Genomic DNA, 17832 nt, shown 5'->3' with positions numbered 1-17832 from the left:
CGTCACTCCAGGGGCCGGTCAGCGGTGGGCAAGGAAGACCGTCTCCTCGTGCGCGCCGTCCGCCGGCCGCTGCAGCCGTATGTCGAAGCGGTACCGGCCCGGTCCGTCCGGGCGGGCGAGCAGGGTGCGCGCGCGGGCGGCGGGCAGCCGCGTCAGCAGCGGGTCGGCGGCGTGGGCGGTGGGGTGCTCGGGGAAGTAGACGCGGGTGAAGAGGTGGTCGATCAGTCCGCGGGCGAAGACGCACACGGCGAGGTACGGCGCGGCGTCCGGGCGGCCGGCGGGGGCGGCGGTGGGCAGGGTGCGTACGGCGTAGCGCCCGTCGGCGTCGGTGGGGACGCGGCCGAAGCCGGTGAAGTCCACGCCGTCGCGGCCGATGACCGCGCCGGTGGCCGGGTCGTGGCGCAGCGAGCCGGGCGCGCCGGCCAGGCTGCCGTCCGGTGCCGCCTGCCAGAACTCCAGCAGTGCGTCGGGCACCGGGGCGCCGGCTCCGTCCCGTACACAGCCGTGCACGGTGATCGTGTCGGGGTGGCCGGCCGGCGCGATCTGCTCGCCGCCGGGGAACGGGAGCGCGTGGCCGAAGAACGGGCCGATGGTCTGTGAGGGTGTCGGGGCGAGCGGCGCGGGGGACGGAGCGGGCGGCGCGGTGTCGGACGGGTCCCGCCGGGCAGTGGCGCGGGGCATCAGCGGCCCTCCTCGGTCCAGGTGGCGGACGGGCCGTCCAGGACGATGTCCCAGCGGTAGCCCAGGGCCCGTTCGGGGTCGGACAGTTCGTGGTCGTAGGTGGCCACCAGGCGGGCGCGGGCGGCGGGGTCGGTGACCGAGCCGAGGACCGGGTCGTACGGCAGCAGCGGATCGCCGGGGAAGTACATCTGGGTGACCAGCCGCTGGGTGAACGCCGCTCCGAAGAGCGAGAAGTGGATATGGGCCGGGCGCCAGGTGTTGTCGTGGTCGCTCAGCGGATAGGCGCCGGGCTTGACGGTGGTGAAGGCGTAGCGGCCCTCGTCGTCGGTCAGTGCGCGGCCGGTGCCGGTGAAGTTCGGGTCCAGCGGGGCGGGGTGCCGGTCGCCCCGATGGGCGTACCGGCCGGAGGCGTTGGCCTGCCAGACCTCGACGAGCTGGCCGCGTACGGGGCGGCCGGCGCGGTCCAGGACGCGGCCGGTGACGGTGATGCGCTCGCCGAGGGGTTCGCCGGCGTGCTGACGGGTGAGGTCGGCGTCGAGTGCGCCGATGTCCGTGCCGCCGAACACGGGTCCGCGGAGCTCCACGGCCTCGGGGTCGGTGCGGTGGTCGATCTCGACCAGCGGCCGGTGGGGGCGGCGGAGTTCGCTGCTGCGGTACGGGACGTGGTCGTGGGCGGGGTGCTCCGGGGTGCGGGGACCATCGAGCGGGGTGGGCTGCGGGGGCGGGGCCATGTGCCGTCTCCCTGCGGTTGAGGACGGGCCTGGGCGGACGCGTACCTGGTCACTGAAGCAGGCCCGGCCGCCGCAGCGACAGGCGATACCAGGACGAGAACACTCAGCCGGCGCGCCCCTCGCCGTTGCCGTCCCCGCCCTCGTTCCCGTCTGCGCCCTCGTTCCCGTCCGCGCCCTCGTGCCCGCTCTCGTCCCCGTCCGCGCCCTCGTCCCCGTCGCCGTCCCGCTCCGCCGCCCGGCGCGCGATCTCCTCGCGCGCCGCGGCCGTGGCGACCGACGGCCACACCCGGTCGAGTGAGGCGTTCATCGCGGCACCGACCAGCACCGCGAAGGCGGACACGCCGATCCACAGCAGTACCGCGACCGGCGCGGCCAACGACCCGTAGATCGTGGGGCCCTCCACGGTCGAGGTGAGGTAGAGCCGCAGCAGAAAGCTGCCGAGCACCCAGATGCCGAGTGCGACCACCGCCCCCGGAATGTCCTCCTGCCAGGGCGACCGGACCGGTACGGACAGGTGGTAGAGCGTGGTGAGGAAGGCGACCGACACCAGCAGGACGAACGGCCAGTACAGCACCCGGATGATCTGCTCGCTGGCCGGCAGCCAGCTCACGACGGTGTCGGGCCCGGCCACCATCAGCGGCAGCGCGACGGCGCCGACGACCAGCCCGCCCAGGTAGAGCGCGAACGCCAGCAGCCGGGTCCTGACGATGCCGCGCCGGCCGTCGAGCCCGTACATGATGGTGATGGTGTCGACGAAGACGTTCAGCGCCCGGGAGCCGGACCACAGGGCGATGGCGAAGCCGAGGGAGATGACGTCGGGGCGGCGGCCGGTGAAGACGTCGTCCAGCAGGGGGCGGGCGATCTGGTCCACGCCCTTGCCGGACAGCACGGTGCCGGCGGCGCCGAGGATGCGCTCGCGGACGCCGTCGATGGTGTCGTGCCCGATCCAGGCCTGTGTGTAGCCGAGCACGCCGAGGAGTCCGAGGATCAGCGGCGGCAGCGACAGCAGACACCAAAACGCCGCCTCGGCCGCCAGGCCGGTCACGCGGTAGGTCATACAGGAGTGGACGATGTCCTTGAGCAGCAGCCAGGCCAGCCGGCGCTTGGAGACATTGCGGTACAGCACGCGGGCCCTGGTCAGACGCCCCGCGGGCCGCTCGGTTGGTTCGTTTGCCGGCTGCACCTCCTTACCGTATCCGGCATGGCAGCCACCACTCACACGGTCACCAACCAGCCCCCGCCGCTGGTCGGCTACGACGTCTTCGGCAGCGACCCGGCCCTCACCGAGGGCGTCGCCCGGTACCTCGACGGCGCCCGGCTCAGGGAGGCCCGGGCGGAACTGAGCCTGCTGGGCAGGGCGGCCGGCTCGGCGCACGCCCAGCGCTGGGGCGAGCAGGCCAACGCCCATCCGCCGGTCCTGCACACCCACGACCGGTTCGGCCACCGCATCGACGAGGTGGAGTTCCACCCGGCCTGGCACCGGCTGCTCGGCCACGCCGTCTCGGCGGGCCTGACCGACGCCTGGTCCCGGCCCCACGGCCACCTTCGCCGCACCGCCGGCTTCCTGGTGTGGACCCAGGCCGAGGCCGGGCACGGCTGCCCGCTGTCGATGACCCATGCGGCGGTGCCCGCGCTGCGCGCCGAGCCGGATCTGGCGGCCGTATGGGAGCCGCTGCTCACCTCGCACATCTACGCGCACGAGCTGCGGCCGGTCGCCGAGAAGGGCGGCGCGCTGGCGGGCATGGCCATGACGGAGAAGCAGGGCGGCAGCGACGTACGGGCCAACACCACGCGCGCCGAGCCGCTGGCCGCACCCGGCGAGTACGTGCTGACCGGGCACAAGTGGTTCTGCTCGGCGCCGATGTCGGACGCCTTCCTGGTGCTGGCGCAGGCGCCCGGGGGGCTGACCTGTTTCCTGCTGCCGCGGGTGCTGCCGAACGGCGGCCGCAACGCGTTCCGCATCCAGCGGCTCAAGGACAAGCTCGGCAACCGCTCGAACGCCTCGGCGGAGGTCGAGTTCGACGGGCGGAGCTGGGCGCGCCGGGTCGGGGAGGAGGGGCGCGGGGTGGCGACGATCATCGAGATGGTCGCAGCGACCCGGCTGGACTGCGTGACCGCCGCGGCCGCGGTGATGCGGCAGGCAGTGGCGCAGGCGCTGCACCACACGGCGTACCGGGAGGCGTTCGGCGGCCGGCTGATCGACAAGCCGCTGATGCGCAATGTGCTGGCCGACCTGGCGCTGGAGTCGGAGGCGGCGACCACCCTCGCGCTGCGGCTGGCGGCCGCGTACGACGGCGGCGGCGAGCAGGACCGGCAGCTGCTGCGGCTCGCGGTGCCGGCGGCGAAGTACTGGGTGACCAAGCGGTGCACGCCGGTGGTCACAGAGGCGCTGGAGTGCCTGGGCGGCAACGGCTACGTCGAGGAGTCGGGGTTGCCGCGGCTGTTGCGCGAGGCCCCGCTGAACTCGATCTGGGAGGGCTCCGGCAACGTCCAGGCACTGGACGTGCTGCGGGCCCTGCGGGGCGACCCCGAGCCGCTGCACGCCTTTCTGACCGAGATCGGCACCGCCCGCGGCGCGGACCACCGGCTGGACCGGGCGATCAGGGGACTGCTCACCGAACTCGCCGACCTGGAGGGCATCGAGGCCCGGGCCCGGCGTCTGGTGGAGCGGATGGCGCTGGTGCTGCAGGGCTCGCTACTGGTGCGGTACGCACCGCCCGAGGTCGCCGACGCGTTCTGCGCCTCCCGTCTGGGCGGCGACGCGGGCGCCGCGTTCGGGACGCTGCCGCACACGCTGGATCTCGCGGCGGTCGTGGCGCGGGCGCGGCCGGTCCTGGACGACGCGCCCTGAGCGGCGCCGGCCCCCGTACGACGTCGGCGCGGCGGCGGCTCCCCGTCACCTCCGGGCCGTTGCCTCGCGGGGGGACGGGGACAGGGGGTTACCGCCGCCGCGCCCGTCGGGGAGCGGTGCCGCGCCGACTCGGCACCGCTCCCGGTCTCAAGGGCCCCTAGGGCGGGCCGGTCGGGTCGTCGGGCGGGTCCACGGCGGTGCGCCCGCGCAGCGCCGCGTCGACGGCCATGATGATCTCGCCGTCCGGTGCGCCCGGCGGGAAGGCCGCCAGCACCCCGCGCGCCTCGTAGTACCGCAGCACCCGGCAGGCTTCACCGGTGCCGTCGCACTCGGCCTCGTGCAGCACCACGACGAGGTCGGCGAAGGCCAGCGCGGGCAGCAGACCGCCGACACCGGCCACCCGGTCGAGCAGTTGGGGGGCGCCGTCGATGACATAGCCGTCGGCGGGCGGCGGCTGACGCCTGATCAGGACGTCGACCGCGGGCAGCCGGGGGACCCGGTAGTGGCCGGCGAGCCGGGCGGCGCGCGCGATCCGCGCCCCCTCGCTCGCTCCGATCACCACGACGCGCGGAGCAGCGGCCACCATGGTGAGCCCCCCTCGCACCGTGCCGACGTCGCGCCGCGGCCGATGGATTCCCGACGTCACCGGCGGGTTCCCCGACGGGTGACCGGCGAACCTCGCGGTGGCGAGAAGCCATCGGCCGCTGTGATCAGCGTCCTGGTTACGCGTCATAGGCCACAACGGTTGCAGTGCGTTGCAGTGCGCACCGGTGGATCTGGACAATGACGCCTCCCGGACGGCCTGGTGACGGCACGATGGGCAGCGACCGGTGGACCGCACAACGGAGAGCAGCGTGAGCGACAGACCGATCCACAGCGCCATCTGGTCGGCCCAGGACACCCGCTCGACCGCCCGCCGCCTCGCCACCGTGCACGAGGCCGCGCTCGCGGGCGAGGCGTCACCGGGCGCGCCGCCGGAGTCGCCCCGCGCGGTCATCGGCGAGTCCTGGCGCCGGGCGCTGGGCTCCGGCGTCGACCCCGACCGCGATCCGCCGCAACTTCTGCTTTCCGTGGCGGAGTTGGAGCACCGTCGGCAGAAGTCGCAGCTGGCGACGGTGCTGCCGGTGCTCAACGAGGGGCTGCTGGCGACGGCCGACGCGGCCCAGCAGATCATGGTCGTCACCGACGCCGAGGGCCGGGTGCTGTGGCGGGAGGGCAGCTCTCCGGTCCGGCGGATGGCCGACCGGCTGGGCTTCGACAAGGGCGCCGACTGGACGGAGGGCGTCGTCGGCACCAACGCCATCGGCACCGCGCTGGTGGCCCGCCGTCCGGTGCTGGTGCACTCCGCCGAGCACTTCGTACGCAGCCACCACCAGTGGACGTGCGCCGCGGCACCGCTGCACGACCCGCGCGACGGACGCCTGCTGGGCACCGTGGACATCAGCGGACCGGCGCACACCTTCCACCCCACGACGCTGTCCCTGGTGTCCGCGGTCGCCCGGCTCGCGGAGGGTGAGCTGCGCACCCGCCACCACACGTCCCTGGAGCGGCTGCGGTCGAGTGCGGCGCCGGTGCTGGCGCGGCTCGGCGGGCGGGCGCTGGCCGTCGACCCCAACGGCTGGGTCGTCGGCGTGACGGGCCTGACGCCGCCGGAACGCGTGGCGCTGCCCAAGGCGCCCGAGGCCGGGCCGCTGTGGCTGCCGCGCTACGGCATGTGCGCCCTGGAGCCGCTGCCCGGCGGCTGGCTGATCCGGGTCGGCCGGCCGGAGCCGGAGGCCGGGCCCAGCCGGGTGGTGCTGGACGTCGGCGAACGCGACGGCGCCACGGTCACGGTCAGCGGGCCGGCCGGCAGCTGGTCGCACGCGCTGACCCCGCGCCATGCCGAGCTGCTGTTCGCCCTCGCCGCGCATCCGCCGGGGCGCAGCGCCACCGAGCTGGCCGAGGACCTGTTCGGCGACGGGAGCCGTACGGTCACGGTGCGCGCCGAGCTGTCCCGCCTGCGCCGCCATCTCGGGGGTGTGCTGGCGCACCGGCCGTACCGCTTCGCCGACGGTGTGGAGGTGGAGCTGCGACTGCCGCCGCGGCCCGCCGAGCTGCTGCCGCAGTCGACGGCGCCGGCGGTGGTGGCGGCCCGGCGGGGGTGAGGGGGCCCGCGTCCGGCGGGCCTCGGCCGCGGTGGTCCGCCGCCACCCGTTCGGCGGGCTGCGCTCGCCGCCGCCCCGGCGGCGTCCTAGCGTGCCGACCGGGGCCGCACACTCCCCGGCGTGCGGCCGCGGGAGGTGAGCGATGGGCCCGGCAGGCTCGCCGAGGGAACCGGAAGCGGCCCAGGGGCGGCCGGCGGGCGGGCGACGGCCCCGGTGGGGCACGCTGGTGCTGGTCGGTCTCGTCGGGTTCGGCATGCTGCGCCACGGCCTGTCCGGCGAGGCGGACGGGCCGCCGCAGCCGGACGCCGCCCGCTCCCTGTTCTTCGGTGATCCGCCGCCCGGCGGCCCCGCCCCGCCGGCGCTGCCCCGTTCCGCCCCCTCGCTGGTGACGATCCCCTCGATCGGGGTGGCCGCCCCGGTGCTGCCGCTGGGCCTGGACAAGGACGGCTGGATCGAGGCGCCGCCGGCGTCGGACGCCCGTCTGGCCGGCTGGTACAAGGCAGCGGCGTCTCCCGGGGAGCGCGGCACCGCCGTCCTCGTCGGCCATGTCGACAGTGCCGGCGGACCGGCGGTGTTCTACTCGCTGGGCGCCCTGGAGAAGGGCAGGACGATCCGGGTGACCCGTGAGGACGGGCGGATCGCGGACTTCGAGGTCTACGGCGTCCAGGTCTTCGACAAGCGCCGCTTCCCCGCCCGGAAGGTCTACGGCGACACCGGGCGCCCCGAGCTGCGCGTGCTGACCTGCGGCGGAGCGTACTCCGCGGGCTCGGGCTACGCGGGCAACGTGGTGGTCTTCGCCAGGATGGTGAAGATCGGCTAGGGGTGCCGGGCGGCGGCGCGCGCGCCACCGCGCCGTCCACACGATGGGCCGGTGTCTCACCATCCGGATGGTGCGCCGCCGCGTGGCACGGCGGCGCCCCGCCCCGGCGCCCGGACCGGATCCGGCCGCCGCGGGCCGGTGTGATGTGCTGGCCGCATGAGCCTCTCGGTCACCACCTGGTACCTCGAACAGACCGCACGGGCGGACCTGCGCCCCGCACAGGAGCCGCCGGCCGAGCAGGACGTCCGCATCGTCCGGTCCGAGCGGCCGTCGCCCGAATTCAGCCGGTTCCTCTATACGGCGGTCGGCGGGGACGTCGCCTGGACCGACCGGCTGGGGTGGCCGTACGCGCGGTGGGCGGAGCACCTGGGGCGGCCGGGCGTGGAGACCTGGGTGGCGTACGAGCGGGGGACGCCCGCCGGGTTCATCGAGCTGGAGGCGGCCGGGGACGGATCCGTGGAGATCGTCTACTTCGGGCTCGTCCCGGCCTTCCGGGGGCGCCGGATCGGCGGGCACCTGCTGGCGTACGGGGTCGAGCGGGCCTGGGACCTGGCCGAACGGTGGCCCGGACAGGTCCCGACGAAGCGGGTGTGGCTGCACACCTGCTCCCTGGACGGCGCGCACGCGATGGCGAACTACCAGCGGCGGGGGTTCCGGCTCTACGACACCACCGTGACCGAGGAGCCCGAGGCGCCGGCCCCGGGACCCTGGCCGGGCGCGGGGCCGCTCGTCGCGCCCCACACCCCCGCCGAGGAGTGATCGACACCACACCGTCCCGCCATGCGAGACGTCGATGTCCATATTCTGGATAACGGTGGACTGGCCGGAGAGCGGCGTGCCACGCTTCCGTCATGTCTCGAGCTGGAATTGCCTTGGTGAGTCGGCGGCACGTCGACCTCGGCCGCATGTCCAGCGCCATTTGTCGGACGGGCTGAGGCTGTACCCACCTGGGGCGATCGGCCCCGGACAGCACCCAGCACCACCGCACACCCCGCCGTCCCCATCGTCGCGGACGCGCTGAGACCCCACGATCCGCAGGCCCACCGTCGACGCGTCACCACGCGCCGCACTTCGGTGTGTCCGCGCAGGTCACCGTGGGCGCCCGGCGCCGGTCCCGATCCCTTGAGCCTGCCCAGAAGGACGTACGCCCATGGCCGCCACCCCAGAAGCTCCCCAGCCTTCGGCCGGGGGTGCCCGCACCGCAGCCACGACCCGCCGCAAGGCCGGACGCCACCGCGGCGAGGGCCAGTGGGCCGTGGGCCACTTCACGCCCCTGAACGGCAACGAGCAGTTCAAGAAGGACGATGACGGTCTCAATGTGCGGACACGCATTGAGACGATCTACTCCAAGGCCGGATTCGACTCGATCGACCCCAACGACCTGCGCGGGCGGATGCGCTGGTGGGGCCTGTACACCCAGCGCAAGCCCGGGATCGACGGCGGCAAGACCGCGATCCTGGAGCCCGAGGAGCTGGACGACAAGTACTTCATGCTGCGGGTCCGCGTCGACGGCGGACGGCTGACCGTGGCGCAGCTGCGCGCCATCGGCGAGGTCTCCGAGCAGTACGCCCGCGGCACCGCGGACATCACCGACCGGCAGAACATCCAGCTGCACTGGATCCGCATCGAGGACGTCCCCGCCATCTGGGAGAAGCTGGAGGCCGTCGGGCTCTCCACGACCGAGGCGTGCGGTGACTGCCCCCGAGTGATCATCGGTTCCCCGGTCGCCGGCATCGCGGCGGACGAGATCATCGACGGCACCCCGGCCGTCGACGAGATCCACGAGCGCTACATCGGCAGCAAGGAGTTCTCCAACCTGCCGCGCAAGTTCAAGACCGCGATCTCCGGCTCGCCGGTCCAGGACGTGGTCCACGAGATCAACGACGTCGCCTTCGTCGGCGTCGTCCACCCCGAGCACGGCCCCGGCTTCGACCTCTGGGTCGGCGGCGGACTCTCCACCAACCCCAAGCTCGCCCAGCGCCTGGGCACCTGGGTGCCGCTGGACGAGGTCGCGGACGTCTGGGCCGGTGTCGTCGGGATCTTCCGGGACTACGGCTACCGCCGGCTGCGCACCCGCGCCCGGCTGAAGTTCCTGATGGCCGACTGGGGTCCGGAGAAGTTCCGCCAGGTGCTGGAGGACGAGTACCTCCAGCGCAAGCTGGTCGACGGCCCGGCACCCGAGCAGCCGCTCTCCAAGTGGCGCGACCACATCGGTGTCCACCAGCAGCAGGACGGCCGCTTCTACGTGGGCTTCGCGCCGCGCGTCGGCCGGGTGGACGGCACCACCCTCACCAAGATCGCCGAACTCGCCGCCGGGCACGGCTCCGACCGCCTGCGCACCACCGTCGAGCAGAAGATGATCATCCTCGACGTCGAGCGGGACCAGGTCGACGCGCTGGTCGCCGCGCTGGAGGCGCTGGACTTCCAGGTCAACCCCTCGCCGTTCCGGCGCGGCACGATGGCCTGCACCGGTATCGAGTTCTGCAAGCTCGCCATCGTCGAGACCAAGGGCCGGGGCTCCTTGCTCATCGACGAACTGGAGCGCCGGATGCCGGACTTCCAGGAGCCGATCACCATCAACCTCAACGGCTGCCCGAACGCCTGCGCCCGCATCCAGGTCGCCGACATCGGCCTCAAGGGGCAGCTGGTGCTGGACGACGACGGCAACCAGGTCGAGGGCTACCAGGTGCACCTGGGCGGCGCGTTGGGCCTGGAGCCCGGCTTCGGCCGCAAGGTGCGCGGCCTGAAGGTCACCGCCGACGAGCTCCCCGACTACGTCGAGCGGGTGCTGCGCAACTTCGAGGCGCAGCGCGAGGAGGGCGAGCGGTTCGCCACCTGGGCGGCGCGCGCCGAAGAGGGTGCGTTGAAGTGAGCGCGCGTCCGAGCGCGCCCCGGCCGATCGGGAGGCACGGTGAGTGAGCGCGCCGCGCCGTTCTACTGCCCGTACTGCGGGGACGAGGACCTGCGCCCCTCCGAAGAAGGGCCCTTGCGAGGAGAAGGCGCAGCGTGGGAATGCCGGTCCTGCAGCCGCGCGTTCCGGCTGAAGTTCCTGGGCCTGCTGGCCCCGGGAGCCCCCGGCCAGTCCCCTTCCGCTTCCGACGGAGGTACGTCGTGACCACCGCTACCGACCTTCAGCAGCTCGCCGAACAGGCAGGCCGCGACCTGGAGGACGCGCCCGCCCTGGAGATCCTCAAGTGGGCCGCCGAGACCTTCGGTCCGCGCTTCTGCGTGACCTCCTCGATGGAGGACGCGGTCGTCGCGCACCTGGCCTCGCGGGCCTTCCCGGGCGTGGACGTGGTCTTCCTGGACACCGGCTACCACTTCCCCGAGACCATCGGGACCCGGGACGCGGTCGCCGAGGTGATGGACGTCAACGTCATCACCCTGACGCCGCGGCAGACGGTGGCCGAGCAGGACGCCGAGTACGGCCCCAAGCTGCACGACCGCAACCCCGATCTGTGCTGCGCGCTGCGCAAGGTCAAGCCCCTCGAAGAGGGCCTGACCGGGTACGACGCCTGGGCCACCGGACTGCGCAGGGACGAGTCGCCGACCCGGGCCGACACCCCGGTCGTCGGCTGGGACCCCAAGCGGCAGAAGGTGAAGGTCTCGCCGATCGCCCGCTGGACGCAGGCCGACGTGGACGCCTACGTGGCCGAGCACGGCGTGCTCACCAACCCGCTGCTGATGGACGGCTACGCCTCCGTCGGTTGCGCGCCCTGCACCCGCCGGGTGCTGGCGGGCGAGGACGCCAGGGCCGGCCGCTGGGCCGGGAGCAACAAGACCGAGTGCGGGCTGCACGGATGACAGAGCATCAGGAGATATCCATGACGGGCGCCACGATCTGGCTGACCGGTCTGCCGAGCGCGGGCAAGACGACCATCGCGCGCGAGCTGGCGGCCACGCTGCGCGGCGAGGGGCATCGCGTCGAGGTGCTCGACGGCGACGAGATCCGCGAGTTCCTCTCCGCGGGCCTCGGCTTCACCCGCGAGGACCGGCACACCAACGTCCAGCGCATCGGCTTCGTGGCCGAGCTGCTGGCGAGCAACGGCGTCAAGGCGCTGGTGCCGGTGATCGCGCCGTACGCGGACAGCCGCGAGGCGGTGCGGGGGCGCCACCAGAAGGAGGGCACCGCGTATCTGGAGGTGCATGTGGCCACGCCGGTCGAGGTGTGCTCCGAGCGTGATGTGAAGGGGCTGTACGCCAAGCAGGCGGCCGGCGAGATCTCCGGTCTGACCGGCGTGGACGACCCCTACGAGCAGCCCGAATCGCCCGATCTGCGCATCGAGTCGCACACCCAGACCGTGCAGGAGTCCGCGGCGGCGCTGCATGCGCTGCTCACCGAAAGGGGACTGGCGTGACCACCGCGACCATTCGTACCGAGACCGGCGGCGAGCCCGGAGGCGACAACCCGTACGCGCTGTCGCACCTGGACGCCCTGGAGTCCGAGGCGGTGCACATCTTCCGCGAGGTGGCGGGCGAGTTCGAGCGGCCGGTGATCCTGTTCTCCGGCGGCAAGGACTCCATCGTCATGCTGCACCTGGCGCTCAAGGCGTTCGCGCCCGCCGCGATCCCCTTCTCGCTGCTGCACGTCGACACCGGGCACAACTTCCCCGAGGTCCTCGACTACCGCGACCGCACCGTGGAGCGGCACGGCCTGCGGCTGCACGTCGCCTCCGTACAGGACTTCATCGACCGCGGCGAGCTGCGCGAGCGCCCCGACGGCACCCGCAACCCGCTGCAGACCGTCCCGCTGCTGGACGCCATCGACAGCAACCGCTTCGACGCGGTCTTCGGCGGCGGCCGCCGGGACGAGGAGAAGGCACGCGCCAAGGAGCGGGTCTTCTCGCTGCGCGACGAGTTCGGCGGCTGGGACCCGCGCCGGCAGCGCCCCGAGCTGTGGCAGCTCTACAACGGCCGCCACTCGCCCGGCGAGCACGTCCGGGTCTTCCCGCTGTCCAACTGGACCGAGCTGGACGTGTGGCAGTACATCGCCCGCGAGAAGATCGAACTGCCCGCCATCTACTACGCCCACGAGCGCGAGGTGTTCGCCCGCAGCGGCATGTGGCTGGCGCCCGGTGAGTGGGGCGGCCCCAAGGACGGCGAGAGCCTTGAGACCCGGCAGGTGCGCTACCGCACCGTCGGCGACATGTCCTGCACGGGTGCCGTCGACTCCGACGCCGACACCATCGAGGCCGTGATCGCGGAGATCGCCGCGTCCCGGCTCACCGAGCGGGGCGCGACGAGGGCGGACGACAAGATGTCCGAGGCCGCCATGGAGGACCGTAAGCGCGAGGGGTACTTCTAACCATGAGCACGATCAACACCGTGGACGCGGGTGCCACCTCACTGCTGCGCTTCGCCACCGCCGGCTCCGTCGACGACGGCAAGTCCACCCTGGTCGGGCGGCTGCTGCACGACTCCAAGTCGGTGCTCGCCGACCAGCTGGAGGCCGTCGAGCGGGCCTCTCTGGGCCGCGGGCAGGAGGCGCCCGACCTGGCGCTGCTGACCGACGGGCTGCGCGCCGAGCGCGAGCAGGGCATCACCATCGACGTCGCCTACCGCTACTTCGCCACCCCGCGGCGCCGCTTCATCCTCGCCGACACCCCCGGGCATGTGCAGTACACCCGCAACATGGTCACCGGCGCCTCCACCGCCGAGCTGGCCGTGGTGCTGGTCGACGCCCGCAACGGCGTGGTCGAGCAGACCCGCCGGCACGCCGCGGTCGCCGCCCTGCTGCGCGTCCCCCATGTCGTCCTCGCGGTCAACAAGATGGACCTGGTCGACTACGCCGAGCCGGTCTTCGCCGCCATCGCCGAGGAGTTCACGACGTACGCGGCCTCGCTGGGCGTCCCGGAGATCACCGCGATCCCGATCTCGGCGCTGGCCGGCGACAACGTCGTGTCACCGTCGGCCCACATGGACTGGTACGGCGGCCCGACCGTGCTGGAGCACCTGGAGACCGTGCCGGTCGTCGCCGACCCGTCGGAGGACCCCGGCCGCTTCCCGGTCCAGTACGTGATCCGCCCGCAGACCGCCGAGCACCCCGACTACCGCGGCTACGCGGGCCAGATCGCCTCCGGCGTGCTGCGCGTCGGCGACGCCGTCACCGTGCTGCCCTCGGGCCGGACGACCACCATCGAGGCGATCGACGCGCTCGGCCAGGCCGTGGACGTCGCCTGGGCGCCGCAGTCGGTGACCGTGCGCCTGAGCGACGACATCGACATCTCGCGCGGCGACCTGATCGCGCCGACCGCCGCGGCCCCGGCCGTCTCCCAGGACATCGAGGCGACGGTCTGCCATGTGGCGGACCGTCCGCTGACCGTCGGCCAGCGGGTGCTGCTCAAGCACACCACCCGTACCGTCAAGGCGATCGTCAAGGACATCCCGTCCCGGCTGACGCTGGACGATCTGTCCCAGCACCCGGCGCCCGGTGAGCTGGCCGCCAACGACATCGGGCGGGTGGTGGTCCGTACGGCCGAGCCGCTGGCCCTGGACGCCTACGCCGACTCCCGCCGCACCGGCTCGTTCCTGCTGATCGACCCGGCGGACGGCACGACACTGACCGCGGGGATGGCGGGCACCGCCTTCGCGGAGGCGGCCGCGGACGCCGCACCGGCGACGGCGGCGGACGACGAGGGATGGGACTTCTGACCATGACGGAAACGACCCAGGACGTCTTCTCGACCTTCGCGAAGGAGGGCGGCCGCATCGGCAGCGGCGCCCTGGGGAGCGGACAGGGCGGAGTCGGCCGATGTGTGCGCTGACGATGCATGACTCCGTACCCCCCACGCCCCCCTTCCGAAGATCCATAGCTCCGCCGGGCGCGCCCTAGTACGGGCGCGGCTGCCCCGGCCCTCCGAGAGGAACTCCTCCCGTGTCTGCCGTTCGACACCGCCTGCTGGCGGCCGCCGCCACCGTCCCGCTTCTGATCGGCGCGCTGGGCGCCTGCGGCTACGGCTCCGAGGCCAAGAAGGACACCGCCGCCGGCGTCGCTCCCAAGGGCCCCAAGACCGACGGGCTCGATGAGATCAAGATCGGGTTCTTCGGCAACACCACGCACGCCACCCCCCTGATCGGCCTCCAGAAGGGCCTGTTCCAGAAGGAACTGGGCGGCACGGCGGTCAAGCCCGCCACCTTCAACGCGGGACCCGCGGAGATCGAGGCGCTCAACTCGGGCGCCATCGACATCGGCTGGATCGGCCCCTCCCCCGCGATCAACGGTTTCACCAAGTCGCAGGGCAAGAGCCTGAAGATCATCTCCGGCTCGGCCTCCGGTGGTGTCTCGCTCGTCGTCGACCCCAAGAAGATCAAGGGTCTGGACGACCTCAAGGGCAAGACGATCGCCACCCCCCAGCTCGGCAACACCCAGGACGTGGCGCTGCTGAACTTCCTGGCCGGCAAGGGCTACAAGGTCGATGCCACCACCGGCAAGGGCGACGTCACCGTCCAGCGCACCGACAACAAGGTGACGCCGACCGCCTTCGAGCAGGGCTCCATCGACGGTGCCTGGGTGCCCGAGCCCACCGCGTCCAAGCTGGTCGCCGCGGGCGGCAAGACGATCCTGGACGAGAAGAAGCTGTGGAAGGACGGCAAGTTCGTCATCACGAACGTGATCGTCTCGCAGAAGTTCCTCAAGGAGCACCCGAAGGCCGTCGAGGCCGTGCTGCGCGCCTCGGTGAAGACCAACGCCTGGATCCGGTCGCACCCGGCGGAGGCGAAGAAGGCGCTCAACGACAAGCTGGCGGAGGTCGCCGGCAAGGCGCTGCCGAACGACGTCCTCGACCCGGCGTTCAAGAACGTCGACCTCACCGACGACCCGCTGGCCGCCACCCTCGAGCAGGAGGCCGATCACGCCGTCAAGGCGGGTCTGCTGCACAAGCCCGACCTCAAGGGCATCTACGACCTCACGCTGCTGAACAAGGTGCTCAAGTCCGAGGGCAAGCAGCCGGTCGACGACGCCGGCCTCGGCAGCAAGTAGCCCTCACCGCACCGCACTCCCCCAGGAGGTGACACCGATGACGACCACCACGCTCACCAAGCAGCAGCCCGCCACGGCGGACACGGGCACCACCGTGCCGCACGCGGCTCGCATCGACCATGTCTCGAAGTCGTTCGGCCGCACCGGCGCGCAGCAGCATGTGCTCGACGACATCAGCATCGATGTGGCACCCGGCGAGTTCGTCTGCCTCCTGGGGGCCTCGGGCTGCGGCAAGTCCACCCTGCTCAACCTCGTCGCCGGCCTCGACGCGCCGTCCGCCGGCGCCATCGAGACGCCCGGCGGCCGGCCGGCCCTGATGTTCCAGGAGCACGCGCTGTTCCCGTGGCTGACCGCGGGCCGCAACATCGAGCTGGCGCTGCGGCTGCGCGGGGTGCCGCGCGCCGAGCGCCGCGAGGAGGCCGAGCGGCTGCTCGAACTCGTCCGCCTCAAGGGCGCGTACGGCAAGCGGGTGCACGAGCTGTCGGGCGGTATGCGCCAGCGCGTCGCGATGGCCCGTGCGCTCGCCCAGGACAGCCAGCTGCTGCTGATGGACGAGCCGTTCGCCGCGCTGGACGCGATCACCCGCGACGTCCTGCACGACGAGCTGACCCGCATCTGGCAGGAGCAGAACGCCACCGGCTCCGCCGGCAACCTCTCGGTGCTGTTCGTCACCCACAACGTCCGCGAGGCCGTACGGCTGGCCGAGCGGGTGGTGCTGCTGTCCTCGCGGCCGGGCCGGATCGCGCGCGAGTGGCGGGTGGACATCCCGCAGCCGCGCCGCATCGAGGACGCCGCGGTCGCCGACCTTTCCATCGAGATCACCGAACAGCTCCGTGGGGAGATCCGCCGCCATGGCCAGCACTGAGACCTCGGCCGAGTCCGCCGCCGCATCGACCGGCGACGCCCCGGCCACCGACACCACCGTCGCCGACAAGCGCGACGCCTCCGGTGACATCGCCGGTCTGGAGGCCGGCCTCGACGCGCTGGAGTCCACGGTCGTCGCCCGGCAGCCGTGGCTGCGCACCACCGTCTCGAAGGCGCTGCCCCCGCTCGTCGCCATCGCGATCGTGCTGGGCCTGTGGCAGCTCGCCTACCACTTCGAGCTCAAGGCGCACTATCTGCTGCCGAGTCCCGTGGACGTCGCCCGCTCGCTGCAGCAGAAGTGGCTCGAGGGCACCCTGCTGAACTTCGTGTGGACCAGCGTCTCCCGCGGCGCCCTGGGCTTTTTGGCCTCGGTCGCCCTGGGTACGGTGCTCGGGCTGATCGTCGCCAAGGTCAAGGCCGTACGTGCCGCGATCGGCCCGATCCTGAGCGGTCTGCAGTCGCTGCCCTCGGTGGCCTGGGTGCCGGCGGCGATCATCTGGTTCGGGCTGAGCGACGCCACCATCTACGCGGTGGTGCTGCTGGGCGCCGTCCCCTCCATCGCCAACGGCCTGGTGGCGGGCGTCGATCAGATCTCCCCGCTCTATCTGCGCGCGGGCCGCACCATCGGTGCGACGGGTCTGGCCGGGGTGCGCCATGTACTGCTGCCGGCCGCGCTGCCCGGCTACATCGCCGGCCTCAAGCAGGGCTGGGCGTTCTCCTGGCGCTCGCTGATGGCCGCCGAACTGATCGTCAACGCGCCCGATCTGGGCACCGGCCTGGGGCAGTTGCTGGAGCAGGGGCGCGAACTGCAGGACATGTCCTGGGTGCTGGGCGCGATCCTGCTGATCCTGATCGTCGGCATCGGCATCGAGCTGCTGATCTTCGCGCCGATCGAGCGACGGGTGCTGCGCAGCCGCGGCCTGCTGGTGAAGAGCTGAAAAGCCATGGACATACGCCCCGCCTCCCCCACGCTTGTCGTCGTCGCCCACGGCAGTCGCGACCCGCGGCACGCGGCGACCGTCTCCGCGCTCTGCGCGCGGGTACGGGCGCTGCGGCCGGGGCTGCGCGTCGAGGTCGGCCATCTCGACTTCAACGCGCCCCGGGTGCCGCGGGTGCTGGAGCGCCTGTCGGCCGAAGGGGTTCGGGATGTGGTGGCGCTGCCGCTCCTGCTCACCCGCGCGTTCCACGCCAAGGCCGACATCCCGTCGGTGCTGCGCGAGGCCGCCGCGCGACTTCCCCTGCTGACCGTCCGCCAGGCCGAGGTGCTCGGCCCGTCCCCTCTCCTGACCGGTGCGCTGGAGCGCCGGCTGGCCGAGGCCGGGCTGCGGCCCGGCGACCGCCGCTCGACCGGGGTCGTACTGGCCTCGGCGGGCTCTTCGGACCCGGAGGCGATCGCAGTGATCGCTGAAATCGCGCGGGAGTGGCGGCGCACCGCTGGTTGGTGTGCCGTGCGACCTGCGTTCGCCTCCGCATCTCTTCCCCGCACGGCCGACGCCGTACGGGCACTGCGCGCCGAGGGCGTGCACCGGGTGGCCGTCGCCCCGTACGTCATCGCCCCCGGCTTCCTCCCGGACCGGATCGCCGCCGGTGCCCGGGAGGCCCGCGCCGACATCCTCGCCCCCGTCCTCGGCGCCGCTCCCGAACTGGCCCGGCTGGTGCTGCGCCGCTACGACCGGTCGGTCCTGGCCGGCGTCCGCGGTGAGCTGCCGGCGCTGATCGCCTGAGCGCACTGCGCCCGGGGCGCCGGGGCTTCGGCCTCCGGC

19 protein-coding genes are annotated in these 17832 nt (G+C 73.0%); 15 read left to right on the top strand and 4 right to left on the bottom strand.

All coding sequences use genetic code 11. The annotated features are described in order from the left end of the window. Window positions 1-18 precede the first annotated feature (18 nt). The 3 genes from pcaG to ACZ5XZ_RS17535 form a co-directional block, all read right to left on the bottom strand. The gene (gene pcaG / locus ACZ5XZ_RS17545; RefSeq protein WP_468978789.1) at window positions 19-681 is read right to left on the bottom strand and encodes a protocatechuate 3,4-dioxygenase subunit alpha; all 663 of its coding nucleotides are present in this window, start codon (window positions 679-681) and stop codon (window positions 19-21) included. Further along, on the bottom strand, window positions 681-1412 hold the full coding sequence (pcaH, locus tag ACZ5XZ_RS17540) for a protocatechuate 3,4-dioxygenase subunit beta (protein WP_468978786.1): 732 nt from the start codon (window positions 1410-1412) through the stop codon (window positions 681-683). Before pcaH ends, pcaG begins: the two co-directional genes overlap by 1 nt. A 103-nt stretch (window positions 1413-1515) precedes the next feature. Then, a complete protein-coding gene (locus ACZ5XZ_RS17535) occupies window positions 1516-2595 on the bottom strand; it encodes a YihY/virulence factor BrkB family protein (RefSeq protein ID WP_468978783.1) in 1080 nt (359 codons plus the stop codon). A gap of 18 nt (window positions 2596-2613) precedes the next feature. Between ACZ5XZ_RS17535 and ACZ5XZ_RS17530 the strand changes: the two genes are divergently transcribed. Beyond that, window positions 2614-4263 carry an acyl-CoA dehydrogenase family protein gene (locus ACZ5XZ_RS17530; RefSeq protein WP_468978781.1) on the top strand — a complete coding sequence of 550 codons (1650 nt, stop codon included), beginning with the start codon at window positions 2614-2616 and terminating at the stop codon, window positions 4261-4263. 157 nt (window positions 4264-4420) lie between these two features. On the opposite strand, the gene ACZ5XZ_RS17525 is transcribed toward ACZ5XZ_RS17530, so the two are convergent. Continuing rightward, window positions 4421-4849 carry a hypothetical protein gene (locus ACZ5XZ_RS17525; RefSeq protein ID WP_468978778.1) on the bottom strand — a complete coding sequence of 143 codons (429 nt, stop codon included), beginning with the start codon at window positions 4847-4849 and terminating at the stop codon, window positions 4421-4423. 268 nt (window positions 4850-5117) lie between these two features. Between ACZ5XZ_RS17525 and ACZ5XZ_RS17520 the strand changes: the two genes are divergently transcribed. From ACZ5XZ_RS17520 to ACZ5XZ_RS17455, 14 genes are all read left to right on the top strand, one after another. Then, window positions 5118-6407 (top strand): helix-turn-helix domain-containing protein, encoded by a 1290-nt coding sequence (locus ACZ5XZ_RS17520; RefSeq protein WP_468978776.1) that lies wholly within the window; start codon window positions 5118-5120, stop codon window positions 6405-6407. 142 nt (window positions 6408-6549) lie between these two features. Beyond that, the gene (locus ACZ5XZ_RS17515) at window positions 6550-7227 is read left to right on the top strand and encodes a class F sortase (RefSeq protein WP_468978774.1); all 678 of its coding nucleotides are present in this window, start codon (window positions 6550-6552) and stop codon (window positions 7225-7227) included. Window positions 7228-7383: 156 nt separating this feature from the next. After that, window positions 7384-7986: a GNAT family N-acetyltransferase gene (locus tag ACZ5XZ_RS17510; RefSeq protein ID WP_468978771.1), complete on the top strand. Its 603-nt coding sequence runs from the start codon at window positions 7384-7386 to the stop codon at window positions 7984-7986. 92 nt (window positions 7987-8078) lie between these two features. Beyond that, window positions 8079-8162: a putative leader peptide gene (locus ACZ5XZ_RS17505; RefSeq protein WP_352300790.1), complete on the top strand. Its 84-nt coding sequence runs from the start codon at window positions 8079-8081 to the stop codon at window positions 8160-8162. 215 nt (window positions 8163-8377) lie between these two features. After that, a complete protein-coding gene (locus ACZ5XZ_RS17500) occupies window positions 8378-10099 on the top strand; it encodes a nitrite/sulfite reductase (protein WP_468978769.1) in 1722 nt (573 codons plus the stop codon). Between the two features lie 39 nt (window positions 10100-10138). Next, complete coding sequence (locus ACZ5XZ_RS17495) at window positions 10139-10342, top strand: hypothetical protein (protein WP_468978766.1); 204 nt, start codon at window positions 10139-10141, stop codon at window positions 10340-10342. Further along, complete coding sequence (locus ACZ5XZ_RS17490; protein WP_468978764.1) at window positions 10339-11031, top strand: phosphoadenylyl-sulfate reductase; 693 nt, start codon at window positions 10339-10341, stop codon at window positions 11029-11031. The genes ACZ5XZ_RS17495 and ACZ5XZ_RS17490 overlap by 4 nt, the downstream gene beginning before the upstream one ends. 20 nt (window positions 11032-11051) lie before the next feature. Continuing rightward, on the top strand, window positions 11052-11585 hold the full coding sequence (gene cysC / locus ACZ5XZ_RS17485) for an adenylyl-sulfate kinase (protein ID WP_468978763.1): 534 nt from the start codon (window positions 11052-11054) through the stop codon (window positions 11583-11585). Continuing rightward, on the top strand, window positions 11582-12532 hold the full coding sequence (cysD, locus tag ACZ5XZ_RS17480) for a sulfate adenylyltransferase subunit CysD (protein WP_468978761.1): 951 nt from the start codon (window positions 11582-11584) through the stop codon (window positions 12530-12532). Before cysC ends, cysD begins: the two co-directional genes overlap by 4 nt. Before the next feature lie 2 nt (window positions 12533-12534). Beyond that, on the top strand, window positions 12535-13878 hold the full coding sequence (locus tag ACZ5XZ_RS17475) for a sulfate adenylyltransferase subunit 1 (RefSeq protein ID WP_468978760.1): 1344 nt from the start codon (window positions 12535-12537) through the stop codon (window positions 13876-13878). Window positions 13879-14101: 223 nt separating this feature from the next. After that, window positions 14102-15205, top strand: a complete 1104-nt coding sequence (locus ACZ5XZ_RS17470) for an aliphatic sulfonate ABC transporter substrate-binding protein (RefSeq protein ID WP_468978758.1) — start codon at window positions 14102-14104, stop codon at window positions 15203-15205. 37 nt (window positions 15206-15242) lie between these two features. After that, window positions 15243-16070, top strand: coding sequence for an ABC transporter ATP-binding protein (locus tag ACZ5XZ_RS17465; protein WP_468978757.1), 828 nt, complete (start codon window positions 15243-15245; stop codon window positions 16068-16070). Beyond that, window positions 16057-17007 (top strand): ABC transporter permease, encoded by a 951-nt coding sequence (locus ACZ5XZ_RS17460; RefSeq protein WP_468978754.1) that lies wholly within the window; start codon window positions 16057-16059, stop codon window positions 17005-17007. Before ACZ5XZ_RS17465 ends, ACZ5XZ_RS17460 begins: the two co-directional genes overlap by 14 nt. Window positions 17008-17013: 6 nt before the next feature. After that, window positions 17014-17793 carry a sirohydrochlorin chelatase gene (locus ACZ5XZ_RS17455; RefSeq protein ID WP_468978752.1) on the top strand — a complete coding sequence of 260 codons (780 nt, stop codon included), beginning with the start codon at window positions 17014-17016 and terminating at the stop codon, window positions 17791-17793. Window positions 17794-17832: the final 39 nt, after the last annotated feature.

The sequence above is a fragment of the Streptomyces sp. NPDC033270 genome (genome assembly GCF_055576575.1).
The sequence above is the reverse complement of the archived record's forward strand: the minus strand, read 5'-3'. Positions and strand labels throughout refer to the sequence as shown.